The 18,983-nt window shown below is 65.2% G+C and carries 19 protein-coding genes and 1 riboswitch; of the genes, 6 read left to right on the top strand and 13 right to left on the bottom strand.

Annotated features, from left to right (window positions below; all coding sequences use genetic code 11):
- Positions 1-108 precede the first annotated feature (108 nt).
- Positions 109-331: riboswitch (cobalamin riboswitch) on the bottom strand.
- Between the two features lie 150 nt (positions 332-481).
- Positions 482-1,060 carry a hypothetical protein gene (locus V9K84_RS01810; protein ID WP_043862542.1) on the top strand — a complete coding sequence of 193 codons (579 nt, stop codon included), beginning with the start codon at positions 482-484 and terminating at the stop codon, positions 1,058-1,060.
- A gap of 78 nt (positions 1,061-1,138) precedes the next feature.
- Positions 1,139-2,455, top strand: a complete 1,317-nt coding sequence (locus tag V9K84_RS01805) for a sorbosone dehydrogenase family protein (RefSeq protein WP_088514026.1) — start codon at positions 1,139-1,141, stop codon at positions 2,453-2,455.
- Positions 2,456-2,520: 65 nt separating this feature from the next.
- On the opposite strand, the gene V9K84_RS01800 is transcribed toward V9K84_RS01805, so the two are convergent.
- The 6 genes from V9K84_RS01800 to V9K84_RS01775 all read right to left on the bottom strand — a co-directional run bounded on the left by V9K84_RS01800 (position 2,521) and on the right by V9K84_RS01775 (position 7,403).
- Positions 2,521-3,054, bottom strand: a complete 534-nt coding sequence (locus V9K84_RS01800) for a C40 family peptidase (protein ID WP_054914695.1) — start codon at positions 3,052-3,054, stop codon at positions 2,521-2,523.
- 134 nt (positions 3,055-3,188) lie between these two features.
- A complete protein-coding gene (locus V9K84_RS01795) occupies positions 3,189-3,821 on the bottom strand; it encodes an NlpC/P60 family protein (RefSeq protein ID WP_043862545.1) in 633 nt (210 codons plus the stop codon).
- Positions 3,822-3,935: 114 nt separating this feature from the next.
- Positions 3,936-4,640 (bottom strand): DnaA regulatory inactivator Hda, encoded by a 705-nt coding sequence (hda, locus tag V9K84_RS01790; RefSeq protein ID WP_043862546.1) that lies wholly within the window; start codon positions 4,638-4,640, stop codon positions 3,936-3,938.
- A 131-nt stretch (positions 4,641-4,771) separates the two neighbouring features.
- The gene (locus tag V9K84_RS01785) at positions 4,772-5,254 is read right to left on the bottom strand and encodes a hypothetical protein (RefSeq protein ID WP_043862547.1); all 483 of its coding nucleotides are present in this window, start codon (positions 5,252-5,254) and stop codon (positions 4,772-4,774) included.
- A gap of 15 nt (positions 5,255-5,269) precedes the next feature.
- The gene (locus V9K84_RS01780) at positions 5,270-6,343 is read right to left on the bottom strand and encodes an AI-2E family transporter (RefSeq protein WP_043862548.1); all 1,074 of its coding nucleotides are present in this window, start codon (positions 6,341-6,343) and stop codon (positions 5,270-5,272) included.
- Between the two features lie 4 nt (positions 6,344-6,347).
- Positions 6,348-7,403 carry a DUF2066 domain-containing protein gene (locus tag V9K84_RS01775; RefSeq protein ID WP_058541003.1) on the bottom strand — a complete coding sequence of 352 codons (1,056 nt, stop codon included), beginning with the start codon at positions 7,401-7,403 and terminating at the stop codon, positions 6,348-6,350.
- Positions 7,404-7,733: 330 nt separating this feature from the next.
- Here V9K84_RS01775 and purM point away from each other — a divergent pair, with 330 nt between their 5' ends.
- The 4 genes from purM to V9K84_RS01755 all read left to right on the top strand — a co-directional run bounded on the left by purM (position 7,734) and on the right by V9K84_RS01755 (position 10,568).
- Entirely contained in the window at positions 7,734-8,792 is a 1,059-nt protein-coding gene (gene purM, locus V9K84_RS01770) for a phosphoribosylformylglycinamidine cyclo-ligase (RefSeq protein WP_043862550.1), read from the top strand.
- Positions 8,792-9,445, top strand: a complete 654-nt coding sequence (gene purN, locus V9K84_RS01765) for a phosphoribosylglycinamide formyltransferase (protein WP_054914698.1) — start codon at positions 8,792-8,794, stop codon at positions 9,443-9,445. The genes purM and purN overlap by 1 nt, the downstream gene beginning before the upstream one ends.
- A gap of 8 nt (positions 9,446-9,453) precedes the next feature.
- Positions 9,454-10,164: a DUF3108 domain-containing protein gene (locus V9K84_RS01760; RefSeq protein WP_043862552.1), complete on the top strand. Its 711-nt coding sequence runs from the start codon at positions 9,454-9,456 to the stop codon at positions 10,162-10,164.
- A 221-nt stretch (positions 10,165-10,385) separates the two neighbouring features.
- The gene (locus V9K84_RS01755) at positions 10,386-10,568 is read left to right on the top strand and encodes a hypothetical protein (RefSeq protein WP_043862553.1); all 183 of its coding nucleotides are present in this window, start codon (positions 10,386-10,388) and stop codon (positions 10,566-10,568) included.
- A 64-nt stretch (positions 10,569-10,632) separates the two neighbouring features.
- Here V9K84_RS01755 and V9K84_RS01750 read toward each other — a convergent pair whose 3' ends face one another.
- From V9K84_RS01750 to V9K84_RS01720, 7 genes are all read right to left on the bottom strand, one after another.
- Entirely contained in the window at positions 10,633-11,172 is a 540-nt protein-coding gene (locus tag V9K84_RS01750) for a DUF2058 domain-containing protein (RefSeq protein WP_043862554.1), read from the bottom strand.
- A 26-nt stretch (positions 11,173-11,198) separates the two neighbouring features.
- Positions 11,199-12,029 carry a nucleoside triphosphate pyrophosphohydrolase gene (mazG, locus tag V9K84_RS01745; protein WP_043862555.1) on the bottom strand — a complete coding sequence of 277 codons (831 nt, stop codon included), beginning with the start codon at positions 12,027-12,029 and terminating at the stop codon, positions 11,199-11,201.
- Positions 12,030-12,124: 95 nt separating this feature from the next.
- Positions 12,125-14,365, bottom strand: coding sequence for a GTP diphosphokinase (gene relA / locus V9K84_RS01740; RefSeq protein WP_054914700.1), 2,241 nt, complete (start codon positions 14,363-14,365; stop codon positions 12,125-12,127).
- Between the two features lie 98 nt (positions 14,366-14,463).
- A complete protein-coding gene (gene rlmD, locus V9K84_RS01735) occupies positions 14,464-15,822 on the bottom strand; it encodes a 23S rRNA (uracil(1939)-C(5))-methyltransferase RlmD (RefSeq protein WP_088514027.1) in 1,359 nt (452 codons plus the stop codon).
- Positions 15,822-16,724, bottom strand: a complete 903-nt coding sequence (gene cysM, locus V9K84_RS01730) for a cysteine synthase CysM (protein ID WP_162484876.1) — start codon at positions 16,722-16,724, stop codon at positions 15,822-15,824. The genes rlmD and cysM overlap by 1 nt, the downstream gene beginning before the upstream one ends.
- 175 nt (positions 16,725-16,899) lie before the next feature.
- A complete protein-coding gene (locus V9K84_RS01725; RefSeq protein ID WP_043862559.1) occupies positions 16,900-18,246 on the bottom strand; it encodes a sensor histidine kinase in 1,347 nt (448 codons plus the stop codon).
- Entirely contained in the window at positions 18,247-18,963 is a 717-nt protein-coding gene (locus V9K84_RS01720; protein ID WP_088514028.1) for a response regulator transcription factor, read from the bottom strand. It lies immediately after the preceding gene.
- Positions 18,964-18,983: the final 20 nt, after the last annotated feature.

Here is an 18,983-nt window from a genome sequence, read left to right as displayed (position 1 = left end):
CACAGGGACCGGGGGGATCGAGTCGGCGCGACAGCAGGTTGGCGATGGCACACGGAAAACGCGCAGGCCCTGCCACTGGCCGGGAGAACCGCGCATCACCCTCCGTGATGCCGTTGATCTGTGACAGGCCGGTCTCCGGGCTCATGGGCGGGTCTGATCGACCCGGATCGCGCGCCTTCCCGGGCTGTTGCACCCAGTGGCCCTGCGCGATCCCGACTCATTTACCGTTGCGGGGGCAGCGCCGGAATCGCACGTTGCACGTGCCCACCGGCTTCCCTGTTTCACCCTGCCGGCACCTTGGCCGCAGAGCACCTGAAACAAGTCGCGAAGGTTAGAGGGTTGGGCCATGAGCGTCAATCAAAGGCGCTGCGAAGCGGTCTGGATCAATGGCATTTATGTCATCTTGTGTCACACTCACTGCAGTGATATCACATAGCCATTATCCGCACCTCTCCGATCCACAATAACAATGGAGCACGGCATGCAAGGTCTGATCATCAACAACCCGCGTCTGGAGTTCCTGCGCCCCGCCCTGGAACGTTGGGCCGAGTGCCTGGAGCGCTACAACCAGACCCTGGGCGACAGCGACGCCCCCTACTGGCAAGGCGTGCAAAGCAACCTTGGCGTGCTGGGCGCGGCGGCCTGGCAGGCGGAGCTGGTGACCTTGCAGGGTGCGCAGACCAAGAAGCAGCGCGACGAAGGCGAGCGTGCGGCGCACTGCGACCTGGTGATCGCCAGCAAGGAAGAGACCGCCTACCTGCAAGCCACCCAGCGCTGGCCACGGGTCGGCAAGCTCGACCTCACCGATGCCCTGCAGGAGAGCGTCGCCCAGGCTCGCCTGGTGGGCTATGCCAGCCAGCTCAAGGTCGCCGCGCTGTTCGTCAGCCCGTACAAGGCCGGGCAACACGCCAGCCCCGAAGAGCTTCAGGACCTGGTCGACGACCTGCAAAAGCACAATGCATGCGCCATCGCCTGGGTGTTCCCCTATGGCTACCGCAAGCTGCACGACGACGTGGGCCGCTACCACCCCGGCATCGCGCTGCTGCTCAAGCAGGCCTGAGCCCCTGTCGAGGGAACCTCGCCGACGTGCCCGCCTCTACCTTACTGGACACGGCCAACTTCGCGAGGGACACCGATCATGGGCAACATGCGCATTGCTGTACTGCTGGCACTCACCACCGGGCTGGTGGCCTGCGGCGAGAACGCCCGCCTGGACGTCACCGATGGCACCGGCCCGTCGCCGCGCCTGCCCGAACCGAACAAGACCCTGATCCCCACGGTAAACATCGCGCCGGCCATCGGCTGGCCAGAGGGCGGCAAACCCAAGGCTGCGGCAGGCACCCAGGTGGTGGCCTTCGCCGACAAGCTCGACCACCCGCGCTGGCTGTACGTGCTGCCCAACGGCGACGTGCTGGTGGCCGAGACCAACGCGCCGCCCAAGCCCGATGACGGCAAGGGCATCAAGGGCTGGGTGATGGGCAAGGTGATGGGCCGCGCCGGCGCCGGAGTGCCCAGCCCCAACCGCATCACCCTGCTGCGTGACAGCGACAAGGACGGCGTGGCCGACACCCGCACCACCTTCATCGAGGGGCTGAACTCGCCGTTCGGCATGGCCCTGGTGGGCAACGACTTCTATGTGGCCGACACCGATCGGCTGTTGCGCTTCACCTACGAGCCAGGCGCCACCCGCCTGCAGGGCACCGGCACCAAGGTGGTCGACCTGCCGGGCGGCACGCTCAACCACCACTGGACCAAGAACGTGATCGCCAGCCCCGACGGCAAGAAGCTGTACGTGACCGTGGGCTCCAACAGCAACGTGGCCGAAAACGGCATGGAGCAGGAGAAAGGCCGCGCCGCGATCTGGGAGGTCGACCCGGCCACCGGCAGCCAGCGCCTGTTCGCCACCGGCCTGCGCAACCCCAACGGCCTGGCCTGGGAACCCCATAGCCAGCAGCTGTGGACGGCGGTGAACGAACGTGACGAGATCGGCAGCGACCTGGTGCCGGACTACATCACGTCGGTGAAGGACGGCGCCTTCTATGGCTGGCCCTACAGCTATTACGGGCAGCATGTGGATGAACGCGTACAACCGCAGGATGCAAAACTGGTGGCCAGCGCGATTGCGCCGGACTATGCGGTGGGGCCGCACACCGCCTCGCTGGGGCTGGCGTTTACCGTGCCGAATGCCTTGCCGGCGCCGTTCGACCAGGGCGCGTTCATCGGCCAGCACGGCTCATGGAACCGCAAGCCGCACAGTGGCTACAAGGTGATCTTCGTGCCGTTCAGCACGGCGGGCAAACCGTCGGGCAAGCCCATCGATCTGCTGACCGGGTTTCTCGACGAGGACGGCAAGGCCATGGGGCGCCCGGTCGGCGTGGTGAACGATCAGCGTGGCGGGGTGCTGGTGGCCGACGACGTGGGCAATGTGATCTGGCGGGTGAGCAAGGCGCAGTAGCACTGCGCTGACGTGTTCGCCGGCAAGGTCGGCTCCTGCTGGAGCCGGCTTTGCAGGCCACGCTGTCAGGGATTGCGCGCCAGGTGCGCCGGCTGCAGCACGCGCTTGGCGTTGAGGTAGGTCTTCTGCCAGTAGCTGTTGGACAGGTAGTCCAGGCGCACCGTACCGCCCGTTGACGGTGCATGCACGAAACGCCCCTCGCCCACGTAGATACCGGCATGGCTCACCTGGGTGCCGCCATTGGTGGCGAAGAACACCAGGTCGCCCGACTGCAACGCACCCTTGTCGATGTCCGGGGCACGAATGCCGATCATCTCGCGGGTTGAGCGCGGCAGGGCGATACCCGCCGCGTCCCGGTACACGTAGCCAATCAGCCCGCTGCAATCGAACCCCGAGTCCGGGGTATTGCCGCCCCAGCGGTAAGGCGTGCCCACCAGGCCCAGGGCCCGGAACAGCACATCCTCGGCCACTGGCGAGAAATACACCTGGGGCGCCATCACCTTCGGCTCGACCACCTGAGGTTTCTGCGGGGCATGGCTGGAGCAGGCACCCAGCAGGGCCGCCAGGGAAAGTACAGCAACGCGCGCGAGTATCGACATAGTCAGAACATCCTGTCTGAAGCCGCCCGACCCCAAGTCGGAAATAGGTGAGAAACTAGATTAGACGTTTTCTGTAAACACGCACGGCGGCGAGCTTTTCAGCTACGCCGCCGTGCGGGACATCACGCGCAGACTCAGTTACGCGACAGGGTAGTCGGTGCCATGGCCAGCGCGCGCTTGGCTTCGATGAAGGTCTTGCTCCAGTAGCGGTCACCGAGATTGTCGATGCGCACGCCACCGCTGCGGCGGCTGCTGGAGTGAATGAACTGATCGTCGCCCAGATAGATGCCGGCGTGGCTGACGCGGCCGCGGCCATTGGTGCTGAAGAACAGCAGGTCGCCTGGCTTGAGCTTGTTGCGCGCAACCAGCGGGGCTTTCACGTTGATCATTTCGCGGGTGGAGCGCGGCAGGTTCATGCCGGCCTCTTCGCGGAACAGGTAGCCGATGAAGCCGCTGCAGTCGAAGCCGGACTTCTCCGAGGTGCCGCCGAAACGGTAGCGGGTACCGATCAGGGACATGCCACGTTCGAGAATGTTGTCGGCCAGGGCTGGCAGTTCGTAGGGCTTGGTGCTGGAGGAGAACGCTTCCAGGTCCTGCTCGGTGGCCAGCTCTTCTTCGAACACCGACGCGGCGGTGGAAGGCTTGGCGGCAGCCTGGGCAGCAACTGGAGCGGGAGCCTGCTGGTGGGTGACGGGACCGGTGGTCGCGCAGCCGAACAGCAAGGTCACAAGTGCGAGGGGCACGAGGGGTGCGAAGCGATTTAGCATGGGCACGACCGTGGCTTGAATTTGATGAAGCCGAGACTATGCCTTCTATCGGATCGATTTGCAAATTCAATCGAAAAAAATGTGACTTTTATGTGCCGAGGCTCTGGGCCGGCCCTACCAGCCCAATGTCTCTTTCAAAAACGGGATGGTCAGCTTGCGCTGCGCCTGCAGTGAAGCCTGGTCGAGGCGTTCGAGCAGGTCGAACAGTGCGCTCATGCTGCGCGTGCCTCGGGTCAGGATGAAATGGCCGACTTCGTCGGTGAGGTGCAGGCCCCGGCGCGAGGCGCGCAACTGCAGGGCACGCAGCTTGTCTTCATCCGACAGGGCGCGCATCTGGAAGATCAGCGCCAGGGTCAGGCGCGACTTCAGGTCGGCCAGCTTGATCGGCAGTTCCCGGGGGGAGCTGGACGCTGCCAGCAGCAAGCGGCGGCCGCTGTCGCGCAGGCGGTTGAACAGGTGGAACATGGCCTCTTCCCAGTCCGGCTTGCCGGCAATCACATGCAGGTCGTCCAGGCACACCAGTTCGTACTGTTCCAGGTTGTCGAGCAGTTCCACGCCGCGATCGAGCAGTTGCGCCAGAGGCAGGTACACCGCAGGCTCGCCCAGTTGCTCGAAGCGCAGGCACGCGGCCTGCAGCAGGTGGGTACGCCCTACGCCCTGCTTGCCCCACAGGTAGATCAGGCTTTCGGTCCAGCCGGCGTCGGCTTCGCAGAGTCGCTCGACGTAGCCCAATGCGGCGGCGTTGGCACCCGGATAGTAGTTGATGAAGGTGGCGTCATCACGCAGACGCACACCCAGGGGCAACTGGATCGGTTTCATGCTGGCTGGGCAGTCCCGAGGAACCGCAAGGGGCCTTTGGTGAAAAGTCCGCAAAGTCTATACCCGTGACGCCAACCGCACAATGCGTTAGCAAAATCAAAGGCTTGCGCGGCATATGGGGCAGGCATGGGTCAATCCTCCAGCAGTTCCTCTGCACTCAGGCGAAACAGCTCCACGGTGTTGATGCTCGCCCCTTCGAGCGAGCCTTCCTTATCCAGTACCTGGTTGGCCGCGTTCATCTCCGAACTGCGCCCGGCAACGCGCTGGAAGGTGCTGCGCGGTAGTGCGGCGCTCCAGCCATTCTCGAAGGTGTTGTAGGCCAGGGTCAGCGCCGCGGTGAAGTAGTGCTGATTGGCGACCGGGATCCGCACCGCATTGTCGTCCTGGTCATAGGCCGTGAAATGACTGGGCAGCGCCTTGAGCCCCAGACGCTTGAGCACCACCCAGGAAAACGCCGAGGGTACGAACATCGTGAGCTTCTCGGCCGCGTGCCGCGAGTAGCCCTGCTGCTGCAGGGCCGCTGCCACCTCATCCTCGTCGAGGTCATCGGCCAGCAGCGGCAATGCATCCATCACGCCTGCCAATGCACAGGCGTGGTCGGTTTCATGTTCCATCACTCAGGGTGTCCTTCAAAGGTCCGGGTCGATTTCACCAGCATACATGTCCGACTCTTTATAGAGGTCGTGCATGTGCCGCAGCAACACCATGATCACCGCCGCCACCGGCAGCGCCAGCAGCACCCCGGTGAACCCGAACAGCTCGCCGCCGGCCAGAATCGCGAAGATCACCGCCACCGGGTGCAGACCGATGCGGTCGCCCACCAGCAACGGCGTGAGCACCATGCCTTCAAGGGCCTGACCCACCATGAACACCGCGACGATGCCCAGCATCGGGTACAGATCGCCGCCGAACTGGAACATGCCGGCGATCAATGCCGCGCCGATGCCGATGATGAAACCCATGTAAGGCACGATGGCCGCAAGCCCGGCCATGATACCGATCAGCAGGCCCAGTTCGAGGCCCACCAGCATCAACCCGGCGGCGTAGATCACCCCCAGCGCCAGCATCACCAGCAACTGCCCGCGCACGAACGCACCGAGCACCTCGTGGCATTCCAGGGCCAGCGACACCACCTGCTCTTCGCGCTGGCGCGGCAACAGGCGGCGCAGTTTGGCCATCATCAGGTCCCAGTCGCGCAGCAGGTAGAAGCCCACCACGGGGATCAGCACCATGTTGGCCAACCAGCCGATCAGCGCCAGCCCGGACGCGGTAGCCTGGCTGAGCACGATGCCGACGATGTCGGTGGTCTGGCCCATGTGCTCGCTGATCGCCGACTTGATCTTGTCGAACTTCCAGAAGCCATCGGCCAGCCCCAGGCGCGTCTGCACCCACGGCAGCGCCACGTGCTGCAACCAGTCGAGCATCTGTGGTGCCAGCTCGTACAGGCGCACCAACTGCTTGGCCAGCATCGGGATCAGCACCAGCAGCATCGCCATGAACACCAGGGTGAACAGGGCGAACACCACCACCACGCCCCAGGTGCGTGACAGCCCGGCGCGCTCCAGCCGGTCCACCAGCGGGTCGGCCAGGTACGCCAGGCCGATACCTATAAGGAAGGGCGAGAGGATCCCGTGCAAGAAGTACAGCAGCGTGCCGATTACCAGCACCCCCAACACCCATACCCAACGGCGTGTATCCATCATTCAGTCACGCTCCCTGCCAACGAAACCGCAAACCGGTGAACGGTGCCGGCGCAGCCACCTGGGCCTCGCCTGGGGCTGCGGGTGCGACCGGCGCTGGGGCGGCGGCCTCTGCCGGCACCTCCTGCAGCCTGGCCAGGCCCAGTTGCGCACGCACCTGTTCGGGGGTGCCGCTGACGGTGTAGGTCAGGGTATCGCCGTCCACATAGGTCAGGCGCCCGCCCAGCGGCTCAAGGGTCTGCAAAAGCTGCGCATAGCGCTCCAGGGTCATGCCCTGGACCTGTATCTGGTTTTCGCCACCGGTGCCCGGCCGCGCGACAAAGCGCGGCGCCAGGCGCGTGCTGACGGCCAGCATCACCGCATCGGCCAGGGCGGCCTGATCGGCGCCTTCGACCTTGCCCTGCTCGCGCTGGTCGCCCAGCCACAGGCGCCAGGTGCCCTGCCATTTGCCCTCGCCCTCGGTGGCATGCACCGCCAGCAACGCATCGGCCGCGTAGCGCTCGGAGGCCTCGCGCAGGGGCGCGGGGTCGGTGCCTTCGAGGTTCTTGGCAGTGGCCACCAGTTGCTCGTTCAGGTCGCCCATGGGCAGGCGCAGCGGCAAGCCACGGTGTTGCGCGGCGCGGCGCAGCGGTTCGGCGCTGCTCTGGCCATCGCCCACCAGGCTCGAACCGCCCACGCTGTCGTTCAACCACCAGCCGAGGATGGCCGGCCGGTTGCTGCCCCACAGGGCCAGCCCGGCCTGGCGCAAAGCCCGGTCGGTGCTGCCGGGGTCGAAATCCACCAGCACGGTTTCAGGCGGGCCGGCCTCGAAACCGAACTGGCTGATGATTTGCTGCGGGTCCTTGCGTAGCCCTGCCAGGCCCGCACTCTGCGGCGCCTTGGGGTCGCCCGTGAGGCGCACCACCAGGGTGCTCAGGGCATTCTGGGTGGCCTGGGCGCGGGCTTCGGTGCCCTCGCCGCTGACCGGCTCGCGCACCTGATAAAGGCCAGTGAGGGTTTCGGCCTGAACGCTCAGGCCAAACAGGGCAAGGCAGCCAACGGCCAGGTATGAACGCAAACGCATGGAGGATTCCTGTCCAGGTAAATAGAAAGCGCGGTCAGTGAAAAGTGAAGCTCTGACCACCCCCGCGGGTAAAACATTCAGCCCTGCGGTCAAATTTCATTACCTATACCTTATACAGCCCATGGCGCGGCAACCAGCCGCCGTGCCGAATCAATGTTTTTATGTCGAATGAGGCCCTGCCCGTCGGCCTGAGGATGGCCGCTACCGGGTAACCCTGATAAAATCGCGCGCCTTCGCAGACCGGCGACGCTCAGGCAGCAGGAAAACCCTCGCAATGCCTGGCAGGTGCCGGTCGATTCCCCCGAATCCCTCCCCCTAAAGGCCTGGATCATGAGCAAGCAACCCTCCCTGAGCTACAAGGACGCCGGTGTAGACATCGACGCCGGTGAAGCATTGGTCGAACGCATCAAAGGCGTCGCCAAGCGCACGGCGCGCCCGGAAGTCATGGGCGGCCTGGGGGGCTTCGGCGCCCTCTGCGAAATTCCGGCCGGCTACAAGCAGCCGGTGCTGGTTTCGGGCACCGACGGCGTGGGCACCAAGCTGCGCCTGGCACTGAACCTGAACAAGCACGACACCATCGGCCAGGACCTGGTCGCCATGTGCGTCAACGACCTGGTGGTGTGTGGCGCCGAGCCGCTGTTCTTCCTCGACTACTACGCCACCGGCAAGCTCAACGTCGACACCGCGGCTGACGTGGTCACCGGCATCGGCGCCGGCTGCGAACTGGCAGGCTGCTCGCTGGTAGGCGGCGAAACCGCTGAAATGCCGGGCATGTACGAAGGCGAAGACTACGACCTGGCCGGCTTCTGCGTCGGCGTGGTGGAAAAGGCCGAGATCATCGACGGCTCCAAGGTGGCTGCCGGTGACGCCCTGATCGCCCTGCCATCGTCGGGCCCGCACTCCAACGGTTACTCGCTGATCCGCAAGATCATCGAAGTGGCCGGCGCCGACATCCAGAACGTCCAGCTCGACGGCAAGCCGCTGACCGAACTGCTGATGGCCCCGACCCGCATCTACGTCAAGCCGCTGCTCAAGCTGATCAAGGACACCGGCGCGGTCAAGGCCATGGCCCACATCACCGGTGGCGGCCTGCTCGACAACATCCCGCGCGTGCTGCCAAAAGGCGCCCAGGCCGTGGTCGACGTGGCCAGCTGGCAGCGCCCGGCGGTGTTCGACTGGCTGCAGCAGCAGGGCAACGTCGACGAGACCGAAATGCACCGCGTACTCAACTGCGGCGTGGGCATGGTGATCTGCGTGGGTCAGGATCAGGTCGACAACGCCCTGAACGTGCTGCGCGAAGCCGGCGAGCAGCCTTGGGTGATCGGCCAGATCGCCACCGCTGCCGAAGGCGCCGCCCAGGTCGAGCTGAAGAACCTCAAGGCGCACTGATGCCGAGCACGTCTTGTGATGTAGTGGTGCTGCTGTCCGGCACCGGCAGCAACCTGCAGGCCCTGATCGACAGTACCCGCACCGGCGACAGCCCGGTGCGGATCCGCGCGGTGATCTCCAACCGCGCCGATGCCTACGGCCTGCAGCGCGCCCGCGATGCGGGCATCGACACCGCCGTGCTCGACCACAAGGCCTTCGACGGCCGCGAGGCCTTCGACGCGGCGCTGGTCGAGCTGATCGACGGCTTTGCCCCGCAGCTGGTGGTGCTGGCCGGCTTCATGCGTATCCTCAGTGCCGGTTTCGTGCGCCATTACCACGGCCGCCTGCTCAATATCCACCCTTCCCTGCTGCCCAAGTACAAGGGCCTGCATACCCACCAGCGTGCGCTGGAAGCCGGGGATGCCGAGCATGGCTGCAGTGTGCACTTCGTCACCGAGGAACTCGATGGCGGGCCACTGGTCGTACAGGCTGTGATACCGGTAGTCTCGGATGACACGCCGGCGCAACTGGCCCAGAGGGTTCACAGCCAGGAACACCTGATTTATCCGCTGGCGGTGCGCTGGTTCGCCGAAGGCCGTTTGCGCCTTGGCGAGCACGGTGCTCTACTGGATGGCCAGCCCTTGGCGGCCAGCGGCCACTTGATTCGACCCTAGGAGATTTTATGCGTCGTGCCCTGCTCTTCGCACTTGCCGTGCTTGCACTGCCGCTTCAGGCAGCCGATCTGAAGCCTTTTTCGGCCAGCTACACCGCCGACTGGAAGCAACTGCCCATGAGCGGCACCGCCGAGCGCAGCCTGGCCAAGAACGCCAACGGGACCTGGAGCCTCAACTTCAAGGCCTCGATGATGATTGCCAGCCTGACCGAACAAAGTACCCTGCGCCTGGACAAGGACACCCTGCTGCCGCAGACCTACCACTTCGAACGTGGCGGCCTGGGCAAGGCCAAGAAGGTCGACCTGGACTTCGACTGGTCGAGCAAGAAGATCACCGGCTCCGACCGTGGCGACGCGGTCAACCTGCCGCTCAACCGCGGCGTGCTGGACAAGTCGTCCTACCAACTGGCCCTGCAGCATGACGTGGCAGCCGGCAAGAAGAGCATGACCTACCAGGTGGTGGATGGCGACGAGATCGACACCTACGACTTCCGCGTGCTGGGTACCGAGAAGGTCAGCACCAAGACCGGCCAGGTCGATGCGATCAAGGTCGAGCGCGTGCGCGACCCGAGCCAGAGCAAGCGCGTCACCGAGCTGTGGTTCGCCAAGGACTGGGACTACCTGCTGGTGCAACTGCGCCAGGTCGAGACCGACGGCAAGGAGTACGTGATCGTGCTGCAGGACGGCACGGTCGACGGCAAGTCGGTCAAGGGCAGCTGACAGGCCGCTAGCGTGCATTACCCGGAACCCCGCCTTGTGCGGGGTTTTGTTTTTGTGGCGTGGCCCTCCCTGCAGACACCAGCCTTGCTGGCGAAGGAGTCGCCTCGACCGTGCGGCATGAAAGATGTTTCATGCGCCAAGCATTTACTTAGGCTGCTAACAAATTCTATAAAAGAGACCTGCGACACGGTGCCGCAGTTAACTGGATTTGGAGTTAGCAGATGACTGTCAAAGTAACTGAGCGCGATGAATCGAAACTGTCCCACGAAGGCCTGGCCGCAGGCGTGCGTATCTGGGATGTGCATCAGCAGGACCAACTGGTCGGCATGTTCCACAACGAACAGGAAGCCCACAGCTACCGGATCGAACTGGAGTACCTCGAAGCCAAGCGCCAACCCCAGTAATTCCCCGTCTTCAGAAACAGCAAACCCCGCCGAGGCGGGGTTTGTCGTGTCTAGCCCAGCAGGCTTACCACATCAGGTCATCCGGGATGACGTAGGCGGCGTACGGGTCGTCCGCATCCGGCGCTTCGACCTGGGTGTTGAGCAGCACGATGCGCTGCGGGTCGCGCTCCTGGATCTTCAGCGCGGCCTCGCGCGGGATCACCTCGTAGCCACCGCCATGCTGCACGATCGCCAGCGAGCCGCTGCTCAGCTTGCTGCGCATCAACGCGTTGACCGACAGGCGCTTGACCTTCTTGTCGTCGACGAAGTTGTAGTAGTCCTCGGTGGTCAGCTTGGGCAGGCGCGACACCTCGATCAACTGCTTGACCTGGGCGGCACGGGCCTTCTGCTCGGCCTTTTCCTGCTGCTGGCGGTTGAGCTCCTGGTCACGCTTGGCCTTCTCGGCCATGGCTTCCTTGGCCAGGCGCTGCTGGGTGTCGTCGACTTCGACCTGGCCTTTGTGCTCCAGGCGTTTCTGTTTCTTCTGTTCTTTGCTGACCTGCTTGACCTGCTTCTGGTTGACCAGGCCGGCTTTGAGCAGTTGGTCACGAAGGGAAAGGCTCATCGGTGTTCACTCACTTATGCAACAGCTCAGCCGCAGCTGGGCAGGTTCTTTTCCTGACGTTTGGCTTCGCCCCAGAGCGCGTCCAAGTCTTCGAGGGTGCAATCTTCAATCGGGCGCCCCATGTCGCGCAATGCCTGTTCGATAAAACGGAAACGTCGTTCGAACTTGCGATTGGCGCCACGCAGGGCGTTTTCCGGGTCCAGCTTGAGGTGGCGGGCCAGGTTGACGGTGGCGAACAGCAAATCGCCCACCTCGTCGGCCAGCGCCGCCGGGTCGTTGTCGGCCATGGCCTGGAGTACTTCGTCCAGCTCCTCGCGCACCTTGTCCAGCACCGGCAACGGGTCGTCCCAGTCGAATCCGACCTGGGCCGCACGCTTTTGCAGTTTGGCCGCACGCGACAGGGCCGGCAAGGCCGCCGGCACGTCGTCGAGCAGCGACAGTTGTTCGGGCTCGCCCTTTTCGGCGCGCTCCTGGGCCTTGATCTCTTCCCAGCGCTGCTTGACCTGTTCTTCATCGAGCCGTGGCAGGTCCAGCGGCGCATGGAGCTCGCCGGTGGGGAACACGTGCGGGTGGCGACGGATCAGCTTGCGGGTGATGCTGTCGATCACCCCGGCGAATTCGAAACGGCCCTCTTCACGGGCCAGCTGGGCGTAGTACACCACCTGGAACAGCAGGTCGCCCAGTTCGCCCTGCAAGTGTTCGAAGTCGCTGCGCTCGATGGCGTCGGCCACCTCGTAGGCTTCTTCGAGGGTGTGCGGGATGATCGTGGCGTAGGTCTGCCTGAGGTCCCACGGGCAGCCGTACTGCGGGTCGCGCAGGCGGGCCATGAGGTGGAGCAGGTCGTCTAGGGTGTACATCGTGTGCTCTCTGTTCGGCAGGTCTGGCCACATCGCGGGTCAAGCCCGCTCCCACAAGGATCCTGCAGGAGCGGGCCTGCCCCGCAATGGCGCCCTCAAGGCGTACGGTTGCGCCGCGTCTCGATGATGTTGGGCAACTGCGAAATGCGCCCCAGCAAGCGCCCCAGGGCGTCCAGGCCCGGGATCTCGATGGTCAGCGACATCAGCGCGGTGTTGTCCTCCTTGTTCGAACGGGTGTTCACCGCCAGCACGTTGATTCGCTCGTTGAGCAGCACCTGCGACACGTCGCGCAGCAGGCCCGGGCGGTCATACGCACGCACGATGATGTCCACCGGGTAGGTCTGCACCGGCACCGGGCCCCAGCTGACCTGGATGATGCGCTCCGGCTCGCGACCGGCCAGTTGCAGCACCGAGGCGCAGTCCTGGCGGTGAATGGTCACCCCACGGCCCACGGTGATGTAGCCGACGATGGCATCGCCCGGCAGCGGCTGGCAGCACCCGGCCATCTGCGTCAGCAGGTTGCCCACGCCCTGGATCTGGATATCCCCGCGCTTGCCCGGCTTGTAGCCGGTGGCCTTGCGCGGCACCAGCTCAATGTGGTCGATGCGGTCCGGCTCCACCAGTTGCTGCGCGGCGTTGACCAGGTGCGCCAGGCGCAGGTCGCCGGCGCCCAGCGAGGCGAACATGTCTTCGGCAGTCTTGAGGTTGGCCTTTTCGGCCAGGCGCTCGAAGTCCACCTGCGGCAGGCCCAGGCGGTTGAGTTCGCGCTCGAGCAGGGTCTTGCCGGCGGCGACGTTCTGGTCGCGGGCCTGTAGCTTGAACCAGTGCACGATCTTGGCCCGCGCCCGCGAGGTGGTGACGTAGCCCAGGTTCGAGTTCAGCCAGTCGCGGCTCGGGTTGCCGTGCTTGCTGGTGATGATCTCCACCTGCTCGCCGGTCTGCAGGCTGTAGTTGAGCGGCACGATGCGCCCGTTGATCTTGGCGCCCCGGCAGTTGTGGCCGATCTCGGTGTGCACGCGGTAGGCGAAGTCCAGCGGCGTGGCGCCCTTGGGCAGGTCGATGGCGTGGCCGTCGGGGGTGAACACGTACACCCGGTCCGGCTCGATATCCACGCGCAGCTGTTCGGCCAGGCCGCCGATATCCCCCAGTTCCTCGTGCCATTCCAGCACCTGGCGCAGCCACGAGATCTTCTCCTCGTAGTGGTTGGAGCTGGGCTTGACGTCGGTGCCCTTGTAGCGCCAGTGCGCGCAAACGCCCAGTTCGGCCTCCTCGTGCATGGCATGGGTGCGGATCTGCACCTCCAGCACCTTGCCCTCGGGGCCGATCACCGCGGTGTGCAGCGAGCGGTAGCCGTTCTCCTTGGGGTTGGCGATGTAGTCGTCGAACTCCTTGGGGATGTGCCGCCACAGGGTATGCACGATGCCCAGCGCGGTGTAGCAGTCGCGCATCTCGGGCACCAGCACACGCACGGCGCGCACGTCGTAGATCTGGCTGAACTCCAGGCCCTTGCGCTGCATCTTGCGCCAGATCGAATAGATATGTTTGGCCCGGCCGCTGATGTCGGCCTTGACGCCCGTGGCCAGCAGCTCGTTCTGCAGCTGGTTCATCACGTCGCTGATGAAGCGCTCGCGGTCGAGCCGGCGCTCGTGCAGCAGCTTGGCGATCTGTTTGTACTGATCGGGTTCCAGGTAGCGAAACGAGAGGTCTTCGAGCTCCCACTTGATGTGGCCGATGCCCAGGCGGTGGGCCAGCGGCGCGTAGATGTCGAACACCTCGCGGGCCACGCGGTTGCGCTTCTCGTCGTCGGCGCCCTTCACCGCACGAATGGCGCAGGTTCGTTCGGCCAGCTTGATCAGCGCCACGCGCACGTCGTCGACCATCGCCACCAGCATCTTGCGCAGGTTCTCGACCTGCGCCTGCGAGCCCAGCACCAGCGAATGGCGCGGGCTGAGGCTGGCACTGATGGCCGCCATGCGCAGCACGCCGTCGATCAGCTTGGACACCACTGGGCCGAAACGCTGGCCCACCTCGGCCAGGGTCACCTTGCCTTCACGCACCGCACGGTAGATGACCGCCGCCACGAGGGAGTCCTGGTCGAGCTTGAGGTCGGCGAGAATCTCGGCGATCTCCAGGCCCGCCTGGAAGCTCGAGGTACCGTCGGCCCAGGAATGCTTGGCCGGGTTACCTTTTTTCTCTATGTCCTGAGCGAACTCGCAGGCCGCCTTGAGGGCTTCCCGGTCCAGCGCCAGGTCGACGCTGACCACATGATCCAGCCATGCTTCGAGATTGATACTGCCGTCGGTGTTGACCGGCTGGTGCACTCTCACCTGTACCATCTTTGTTTACCTTTCCCTACAGCGCATGCTCATGCGCTTGAAAACACGGGTGTCGCCCCTGCCAGATCGAAGGGGCGACACCGGGCGGGCCAGCGTCGCTAACCCACCTCGAATAACGCCATGGCCTCGACATGCGCAGTCTGCGGAAACATGTCGAGGATCCCGGCACATTTTAACCGGTACCCCTGCTTGACCAGCTCGACGGTGTCGCGGGCCAGCGTCGCCGGGTTGCACGACACGTAGACCAGACGTCGGGCGCCAAGTGCGGCGATGTTGCGCACCACCTCGAAGGCACCGTCGCGCGGTGGGTCCAAGAGTACCGCACAAAAGCCTCCTGCCGCCCAGCCTGAAGTCGCCAGAGGCTGGGATAAATCGGCCTGAAAAAACTGCGTGTTATGCAGTTTGTTGCGCTGGGCATTGGCCGCGGCCCGATCGACCATGGCCTGCACCCCTTCCACCGCCACCACTTCGCGGGCCTGCCGGGCCAGCGGCAGGGCGAAGTTGCCAAGGCCGCAGAACAGGTCCAGCACACGCTCGTCGGCCTGTGGCGCAAGCCATGCCAGGGCCTGCTCGATCATCGCGGTGTTGACCTGGGCATTGACCTGCACGAAGTCACCTGGCCTGTAGGCCAATTCCAGGTTCCACGGTTCCAGGGTAAACCCTAGCGTGTCCGCTGGATTGGCCGGGGCCGGTTGCCCCTCACCTTGTAACCAGAGTTGTACACCCGCCTCGCTGCAGAACGCCTGCAAACGTGCCAGGTCGGCCTCGACCAGTGGCGCGGTATGGCGCAGCAGCAGTGCCAGGGCGGTGCCGCTGAACAGCTCCACGTGCCCCACCACCTGTGGCTTGCTCAGGCTCTGCAACAGCAGCGGCAGGTGACGCAGTATCGACTGCAAGGGTTGTACCAGCACCGGGCAGTCGTCGATGGCGACAATGTCCTGGCTGGCTTCGGCGCGAAAGCCCACGTCGAGCTTCCGGGCCTTGGCGTCCCAGCGCACCGCCACGCGGGCGCGCCGGCGGTAACCGAATTCGGGGCCGGACAACGGCGCGGCCCACTGCTCGGGCACCACGCCGGCCACCCGCTGCAACTGCTCGGCCAGCAGGCGCTGCTTGAGTTCGAGCTGAGCGGCATGGGGCAGGTGCTGCAGGTTGCAGCCGCCACAGCGATCGAAGTGCTTGCACGGCGCCGGGCGCCGCGCCTCGCTGGGGCTGAACACACGCTCCAGGCGTGCCTCGACCACCTTGCCGTGGGCATTGAGCACCCGTGCCTCGACCTCTTCACCGGCCAGGGCGCCGCTGACGAACCAGGTGCGCCCTTCGAAGAAGGCGATGCCGCGGCCGTCACCGGCCAGGCGCTCGATGCTCAGGCGCTGCTTCTTGCCCGTTGGCACCTGGGGCGCACGGGTACCACCGGTCGGCTGGAAGCGCAGACCGCCATTGCGTTTGGCCTTGGACATCAGTTGGCCGCGTCGAAGATGCCGGTCGACAGGTAACGGTCGCCACGGTCACAGATGATCGCCACCATTACCGCGTTTTCCAGCTCGCGCGACAGGCGCAGCATGGCCGCCACCGCACCACCGGAGGACACGCCACAGAAAATGCCCTCTTCGCGGGCCAGCCGGCGGGTGGTTTCTTCGGCTTCGCTCTGGGCCATGTCGACCACACGGTCGACGCGGCTGGCGTCGAAGATCTTCGGCAGGTACTCGTGGGGCCAGCGGCGGATCCCGGGGATCGCCGAGCCTTCCATCGGTTGCAGGCCGACGATCTGCACGTTGGGGTTCTGCTCCTTGAGGTAGCGCGAGCAGCCCATGATGGTGCCCGTGGTGCCCATGGAGCTGACGAAATGGGTGATGCTGCCGCCGGTCTGCTGCCAGATTTCCGGGCCGGTGCTGACGTAGTGGGCTTCGGGGTTGTCACCGTTGCCGAACTGGTCGAGCACCTGGCCACGGCCTTCGGCCTGCAGGCGCTCGGCGAGGTCGCGGGCGCCCTCCATGCCTTCTTCCTTGCTGACCAGGATCAGCTCGGCGCCGTAGGCGGTCATGGCGGCCTTGCGTTCGGCGCTGGAGTTGTCGGGCATGATCAGGATCATCTTGTAGCCCTTGATCGCCGCTGCCATCGCCAGGGCGATACCGGTGTTGCCGGAGGTTGCCTCGATCAGCGTGGCGCCTGGCTTGATCTGCCCGCGCAGTTCGGCACGGGTGATCATCGACAACGCCGGCCGGTCCTTGACCGAGCCTGCCGGATTGTTGCCTTCGAGCTTGAGCAGGAGGGTATTGCTGGTCTCGCCGGCCATGCGCTGCAGGCGAACCAGGGGCGTGTTGCCGACGCAATCGGCGATGGTAGGGTACTGCAAGGTCATGGCGTATTTCGCAATCCAGACTGCGGGGGCGCCTATCATACCGGCAAACGGCTTTGGCCCATATCACGCAATGGTTGAGGGTTATAGCCGAGGGATATAAGCAGCCCGCGCGCAGCAACTTGAAACGGTGGTGGTGCATTGGCCGGCAAGGCCGGCGCCTACAGCCGCAGCGGTGTTAGATCACCGCCGGCAGCTGCATGTTCACCCGCAAGCCCTTGGCGTTGTTCTGCGCCCACAGCTGCCCGCTCTGACGCTGCAGGGCATTGCGCGCAATGCTCAGGCCCAGGCCGAAGCCGCCGTTCCCCGGCCGCGAGTCGTCCAGGCGGGTGAACGGCGCAAAGATGTGTTCCAGCTGGGCCTCGTCCACGCCTCCGCCTTCGTCCTCCAGCCACAGCAGCCACTGGCCCCCCTGGCGGCTTCCCGCCAGGCGTATCACCCCGCCCGGCGGAGAGTGGCGAATGGCATTGCGCAGAATGTTCTCCAACGCCTGGGCCAGGCTGTTGAGGTTGCCCTGCACCCAGCAGTCGGCCCCCAGCGTGCACACCAGTTGCTCCCGCGGCCAGCCACTTTCGAAGCAGGCATCCTCCGCCAGCATCTCCCACAACGCCTGCACCTGGATCGGTTCGCTGACCAACTGCGTGCGCTCGGCGTCCAGCCAGGCCAGTTGCAGGGCGTCTTCCACCAGGCGCTGCATGTTGTCCACTTCCCGGCCCAGGCGTTCGCGCAGCGCCTCCAGGTCGGTCTCGCCCTCGCTGGCCACCCGCAGGCGGCTCAGCGGCGTGCGCATTTCATGGGACAGGTCGCGCAGCAACTGCTGCTGCAGGGCCACCGTGCCCTGCAGGCGCTCGGCCATGTCGTCGAAGGCGCGCCCCAGCTCGCCGAACTCGTCCTTGCGGCTGGTGGTGTCGCTGGCCACCCGCGCGGTGAGCCGGTCGGCGCGCCAGGCATTGGCCTGCTCGCGCAACTGGCTCAGCGGGCGAATCAGCATGCGATACAGGCCCACGCAGAACACCAGGGTTAGCAAGCCGGGGATCAGGCCGTTGGTGACCATTCGCCAGAACAGCATGTTCAGGCGCCCCGGCATCAGCCGCTGCGGCAGTTCGATCACCAGGCTGCCCAGGCTGGAGTCGTCCGGGAACGGCACGAGCATCCATGGCGAGCGCGCCGAATGCCGGCTTACCGGCCAGTCGGTGCCGCGCAGAAACGTCAGGCGCTGGCTCTGGGCGTCGGTCAGCGGCACGCTGCCCAGCGATTGCAGATCGCTGCCGATCACGCCCACGAAACCGCGCTCGCGCTCGTGCATCTGCGTCAGCCACGCATCCACGCCGGCCTGCCCGCCGCGGCGCACGGCGTTTTCGGCCTCGCGGGCGTAGTCTTCCAGGGTGGCGCGCGCCTTGGGCGACAGGTAGGCGTTGCGGATCTCCATGTGCCGGCCCCACTGCCAGCTCAGGGCAATCATCAGCAGGCAGAACACCACCAGCAGCAAGGCCAGCTTCCAGAACAGGGAATGACGGCTGAGCACCTACAGGTCCTCGCTGGCGCTGAGCACATAGCCCTTGCCCCACACCGTGCGCACCTGGCGCTCCAGGTAACCGATGGCCTTGAGCTTGCGGCGGATCTGGCTCACGTGCATGTCCAGGCTGCGGTCATGCCGGGCATAGCCGCGCTGCAATACGTGCTGATAAAGGAATGCCTTGCTCAACACCTCTTCCTGGCTGCGGTGCAGGGTGTCGAGCAGGCGGTACTCGCTTAAGGTCAGGCCGGCCCGCTGCTGCCCGTGGAGCACATCGCAGGCCAGTTCATCGAACACCAGTTCGCCCGCGGGCGTGCCCTCCCCCGGCTGGTGCCGGCGCTCCAGCGCCACCCGCCGCAGGATCGCCTCGATGCGCACGCGCAGTTCGACCATGCTGAACGGTTTGGGCAGGTAGTCGTCGGCGCCGCGCTGGAAGCCGGTGATGCGATCGCCTTCGGCGCCCAGCGCCGACATCAGGATCACCGGTATCGAGCTCTTCTCGCGCAGCCGCGCCAGGGCATCCAGCCCGTTCAGGCCGGGCAGCAGGATATCCATCAGCACCACATCGAAGCTGCGCTGGCGAGCCATCTGCAGCCCTTCGCGGCCATCGCGGCACCAGGTCACCAGAAACCCGCTGCGCTCGAGCTGCTCGTGCAGGTGGGCACCCAGGACCGGATCGTCCTCGATGGCAAGTATGTTTGAGGCGTTAATGGCGACGGGATTCATTGGCGGGTGCTAGCAATTCT

This window comes from Pseudomonas sp. AE27 (genome assembly GCF_037113495.1).
In the GTDB taxonomy this organism is placed as follows: Bacteria; Pseudomonadota; Gammaproteobacteria; order Pseudomonadales; family Pseudomonadaceae; genus Aquipseudomonas; species Aquipseudomonas palmensis.
This window is presented reverse-complemented; position numbering and strand designations above follow the sequence as displayed.

What these genes read in the sequence shown, in the direction of transcription:
- V9K84_RS01760 (WP_043862552.1), top strand. Translation starts at nt 9,454, where the DNA reads ATGCGTCGTGCCCTGCTCTTCGCACTTGCCGTGCTTGCACTGCCGCTT.
- rlmD (WP_088514027.1), bottom strand. Translation starts at nt 15,822, where the DNA reads ATGTCCAAGGCCAAACGCAATGGCGGTCTGCGCTTCCAGCCGACCGGT.
- V9K84_RS01755 (WP_043862553.1), top strand. Translation starts at nt 10,386, where the DNA reads ATGACTGTCAAAGTAACTGAGCGCGATGAATCGAAACTGTCCCACGAA.
- V9K84_RS01795 (WP_043862545.1), bottom strand. Translation starts at nt 3,821, where the DNA reads ATGCTAAATCGCTTCGCACCCCTCGTGCCCCTCGCACTTGTGACCTTG.
- V9K84_RS01810 (WP_043862542.1), top strand. Translation starts at nt 482, where the DNA reads ATGCAAGGTCTGATCATCAACAACCCGCGTCTGGAGTTCCTGCGCCCC.
- V9K84_RS01800 (WP_054914695.1), bottom strand. Translation starts at nt 3,054, where the DNA reads ATGTCGATACTCGCGCGCGTTGCTGTACTTTCCCTGGCGGCCCTGCTG.
- V9K84_RS01750 (WP_043862554.1), bottom strand. Translation starts at nt 11,172, where the DNA reads ATGAGCCTTTCCCTTCGTGACCAACTGCTCAAAGCCGGCCTGGTCAAC.
- V9K84_RS01780 (WP_043862548.1), bottom strand. Translation starts at nt 6,343, where the DNA reads ATGATGGATACACGCCGTTGGGTATGGGTGTTGGGGGTGCTGGTAATC.
- relA (WP_054914700.1), bottom strand. Translation starts at nt 14,365, where the DNA reads ATGGTACAGGTGAGAGTGCACCAGCCGGTCAACACCGACGGCAGTATC.
- V9K84_RS01720 (WP_088514028.1), bottom strand. Translation starts at nt 18,963, where the DNA reads ATGAATCCCGTCGCCATTAACGCCTCAAACATACTTGCCATCGAGGAC.
- V9K84_RS01775 (WP_058541003.1), bottom strand. Translation starts at nt 7,403, where the DNA reads ATGCGTTTGCGTTCATACCTGGCCGTTGGCTGCCTTGCCCTGTTTGGC.
- V9K84_RS01785 (WP_043862547.1), bottom strand. Translation starts at nt 5,254, where the DNA reads ATGGAACATGAAACCGACCACGCCTGTGCATTGGCAGGCGTGATGGAT.
- mazG (WP_043862555.1), bottom strand. Translation starts at nt 12,029, where the DNA reads ATGTACACCCTAGACGACCTGCTCCACCTCATGGCCCGCCTGCGCGAC.
- purM (WP_043862550.1), top strand. Translation starts at nt 7,734, where the DNA reads ATGAGCAAGCAACCCTCCCTGAGCTACAAGGACGCCGGTGTAGACATC.
- hda (WP_043862546.1), bottom strand. Translation starts at nt 4,640, where the DNA reads ATGAAACCGATCCAGTTGCCCCTGGGTGTGCGTCTGCGTGATGACGCC.
- purN (WP_054914698.1), top strand. Translation starts at nt 8,792, where the DNA reads ATGCCGAGCACGTCTTGTGATGTAGTGGTGCTGCTGTCCGGCACCGGC.
- cysM (WP_162484876.1), bottom strand. Translation starts at nt 16,724, where the DNA reads ATGACCTTGCAGTACCCTACCATCGCCGATTGCGTCGGCAACACGCCC.
- V9K84_RS01805 (WP_088514026.1), top strand. Translation starts at nt 1,139, where the DNA reads ATGGGCAACATGCGCATTGCTGTACTGCTGGCACTCACCACCGGGCTG.